This window comes from Streptococcus sp. HSISS3 (assembly GCF_000448605.1).
Classification (GTDB): Bacteria; Bacillota; Bacilli; order Lactobacillales; family Streptococcaceae; genus Streptococcus; species Streptococcus raffinosi.
The window spans coordinates 1,200,145-1,203,754 of sequence record NZ_CM002130.1; the positions used below are offsets into that span (position 1 = coordinate 1,200,145).

The window sequence follows — 3,610 nt, forward strand, 5'->3', positions numbered from 1 at the left end:
GCTAGTCATATGATAAAACCTCGAATAGGATTGTAATCCTTTAGTTCTTTATGACTATTATACCTGAAAACCCATTGTCTGATTTGTTCATGACTTCTTAGCCCAAATTTTCTAGCTAATTCTTGAAGGGAACCTTCTCCTGTTAAATAGGCTTCAATGCATTTTAGCTTAAACTCTGTAGAATAATTTTGGTTATGCTTTAGAGACTTTAGCCCCTCGTGCCCTTGATATTGATAGGCTGTAGCCCAGTCTTTAATAGTACAAGGATTGACCCCAAACTGACGAGCTAGTTGAGAACAGGAGGCTTTACCTTCAAGATACCAGGTAACAGCCCTCAGCTTGCCTTCAAAAGAAACCTTACTTTTTCTAGACATAATAAAAATCCTACTTTCGTAAACAGTACTTTATGTATTTTTACTGTCTACTTAAGTAGGACTATATCACCTTGCCCCAAGCTTTCATTTTTAAGCCAGTTTTTTAGGTCTGATAATACCAGTTATCAAACTCAAGAAAAATAGTCCTGAAGCAACGTACCAATAGGGCATATCCACGCTAGTCGTACGGCCTGACACTTCAACAATTCCCTTAACCAGACAGGCACTGGCAACAACAGCGATGGCTGAATTAAAGAGAAGTTTTGAGGCACGATTTCTTACCCAAGACATTCCCATCCCTGTTAGTAGATAAATCAAAGCTCCAGCCAATGGTGCAAAGAACATCATACGCATAAACATAGATGATTCACCATAAGAAAAGCGCTCATAGACAAAGGTAAATACTAAGCTAAAAATGGTTAGACCGATGTAGGTGAAAAAGTGTTTGCTGGCTGATTTTTTAGTAACCGATGTAAACAATATCGCTCACCGCCCTTTCTGAAATTTTATTTCCGTTCGTGGTTGGCTTATTAATGACTTGACCATTAAAATACATGGTTGATGAGCCACCACCATCAAGGTTGTAAGCTGTCGTCACGCCATAAGATTTCATCAATTCTGCCATCTCATAAAGGGTCAACCCTGACGATTCACTGGTACGACCATCAGAAACAATGACAATATAGTGCACACTGCCATCACTCTCTTCGATGACTCCGATAGCTGTACGTGGATTGTCAGCCATGGCTTGACCAACCTCTTCATTTTCCGATACAGCTATCTTGCCATTTTCAACTAAGGTTGGACCAAAGGCAAAGGTATTCACCACACCTGAATCAACCAATTTTTGAGCCGTTGTATCGCTCTCCTTAAAGGTCTTGAAGCTACCATCTGAATACACTGCAAGGTCCTCGTAGTCACTGTTTCGATCAGTATCACGATAGACTTGACCATTTTTAATCACATAGCCCGACTGGTTAGCTCCATAATAGTCACCATTGATGGCAAAGATTGCATTGTTTTGCTGAGCAATACTTGAAGTGGTATCAGTAATATTGGTGCCATAGGTGTTTTGTGCCAAAGCCGTTTTAAGGTAATCTGCACTCGAAAGTTGGATATCTGCCACATAGTATGTGGTATCACTGGTTTTACCCGTCGTGATTTTGATATCCATATTGTCATCTTTATAGGTCGTATCTGTCTTAGTTACCTTACCAGTGCTGGTAGACGCCGTTGACGAAGCTGTGCTTGAGCTAGTCGTATTGGCTGAAACCGTTGAGACTGCTGAGGGAATGACAAAGACCTTTAAGAGAGAGTAGACATTTGCCCCCATCAGAAAAAGGGTAAAGAGTAAGGCATAGGCATGCCTTTTGAGAAATTTCATAGAAAACCTCCAAATGTGAAAGATAAGATAGAAACCATAAGTTTCTTTTGATTGAAATTAGCATAACAAGCAAAGCTTAAAATCTTCTATAAATCCCACAACCACGCTTTTCCTTTAAGTTTTCCTTAAGAAAAAGACAGCTTCAGTTGAAGCCATCTTCGCTATATAATCATATCTTCAGTAATATCAAATTCTCTCAAGAGCTCCTGAATCTTATCAAAGTTCAGACGGAAATGCTCTAATTTATGACCATCAGAGCCGATAGAATACTTGCAACATCCCAAATCATTAACAAGGCCCAAGGCATAACGATAAAGATCTTCGTGATGATAGAGATACATACTCTTTGCATTCAGCTCAAAAGCCAAATCATTAGCAAGCATTTTCTGGAAAATGCGTTTGAGCTGCTCCTCATAGGCTTTTAGCTCATCAACAGTCACGTCAAAAAGTCGGAAACCATAGTCAAAATGGGCCAGAACATCTGCGTCCACACGACCAATAGCGTACTCCAACTTGTCCAGATACTCTTGAATAATGCTTGCCTTGTCCATATCAGCTATCTCATCATCAAGATAATCATTGACCCCATTATGGTGAACAGAAAGCAGTTTGAGATCATAGTCCTTACCATCCAAAAAGTCTAAAATATCCTTTTCCCTAGGCTGATAATAACCAATCTCGATGCCACGTTTAATACGATTGCCATACTTACTGTTAAGGCTTTCAATCTCACGACTATAGGCCTCGTACTCAGGCACATCGTCCTGTTTGGTATAAGGATTAGAGAGATCATAATGCTCAGTCGTTACAATCTCCCCATCAAAATGTGTCAAATAGTCAGTAAAGTTCGCATCCGAATCATAGGAATGATGGGTATGCAAATGGTTATCACGAATAGACATAACTACTCCTTATTTTTCAAATACATTGTAAGCTGCTTATGGGCCAACCAGGTCAAACTCACCATCAACCCCTCATAAATAATAAAGAAAATCACAAAACATTGAAGGAAATACTCTTCTGGTAAAACATTGATAATCGGATCCAAGATTGGATTAAAGAGCCAACTGCTATCTCCAGGAAAGAGGGCTTCATGAAAGAGCGTAAAAAACTCATCAAATCCGAGAAAAAGCCCCACAACCCCAATAAGGACTGGCAAGAGTGCTAGACTCATATAAAGTTTAACGTAAAGACCAAAGGTGCCCTTCTTCACATTTCGCCAAAGAAAGGTTACTGCTGGATAGGCCAGTAGGATAACAAGCCCCTGTACCAAATGAAAGAGCCACTTCACATCATGGAAATGCTTAAGCCCACTCTCCGACGATGGAAAATCAGGCATGGACAGATGACCAACCCAAGGAAAGGTCAGGTACTGCATGAGGATATTGAAATTATGCCAGAGCTCTGTCTTGCCAAGAATGACATAGTCCAAAAGATGCATCCAGTCAATATCAAAATAATAAAAGCCCCATGCCAGATAAATCGTCACTAAGATAGACAGGGCCAAGAGCCAAATCGGAGTCAGAATAGCCTCAATCTTAGTTCGCATCAAAATCCCACTCCGCTAGACTAGAAAGTACATGGTCGGGTTTTACTGGTAAATTCGCAACCTCTTCTGCCTTGGTAAATCCAGTTGTCACAAGAAGTGTTGGAAAGTCATTTTTAATGCCAGCTGTAATATCAGTCAAGTAATTATCACCAACCACGATAGTTTGGCTACGTTCTGTCCCAAGGATTTCAAGAGCCTTGTTCATGATAATAGCTTTAGGCTTACCAATAATGATTGGTTTCACACGGGTAGCCGCCTCGATAAGAGCTAAGAGGGAACCAGCACCTGGAAGAAGACCACGTT

At 40.4% G+C, this 3,610-nt stretch carries 6 protein-coding genes; all 6 read right to left on the reverse strand.

Features of this window, described 5'->3' with window-relative positions:
• Window positions 1–5: 5 nt before the first annotated feature.
• A complete protein-coding gene (locus tag HSISS3_RS05555; protein ID WP_051176044.1) occupies window positions 6–374 on the reverse strand; it encodes a helix-turn-helix domain-containing protein in 369 nt (122 codons plus the stop codon).
• Window positions 375–464: 90 nt separating this feature from the next.
• The gene (locus HSISS3_RS05560; RefSeq protein WP_042771871.1) at window positions 465–854 is read right to left on the reverse strand and encodes a hypothetical protein; all 390 of its coding nucleotides are present in this window, start codon (window positions 852–854) and stop codon (window positions 465–467) included.
• Entirely contained in the window at window positions 835–1,758 is a 924-nt protein-coding gene (locus HSISS3_RS05565) for a phosphodiester glycosidase family protein (RefSeq protein WP_021152008.1), read from the reverse strand. The genes HSISS3_RS05560 and HSISS3_RS05565 overlap by 20 nt, the downstream gene beginning before the upstream one ends.
• 161 nt (window positions 1,759–1,919) lie before the next feature.
• Window positions 1,920–2,654, reverse strand: coding sequence for a PHP domain-containing protein (locus HSISS3_RS05570; RefSeq protein ID WP_042772072.1), 735 nt, complete (start codon window positions 2,652–2,654; stop codon window positions 1,920–1,922).
• Between the two features lie 8 nt (window positions 2,655–2,662).
• Entirely contained in the window at window positions 2,663–3,307 is a 645-nt protein-coding gene (locus tag HSISS3_RS05575) for a TIGR01906 family membrane protein (RefSeq protein ID WP_021152010.1), read from the reverse strand.
• Window positions 3,297–3,610: HAD hydrolase-like protein (locus tag HSISS3_RS05580; protein WP_042771874.1), on the reverse strand; the 314-nt coding region annotated here is incomplete at its 5' end. The genes HSISS3_RS05580 and HSISS3_RS05575, both read right to left, overlap by 11 nt.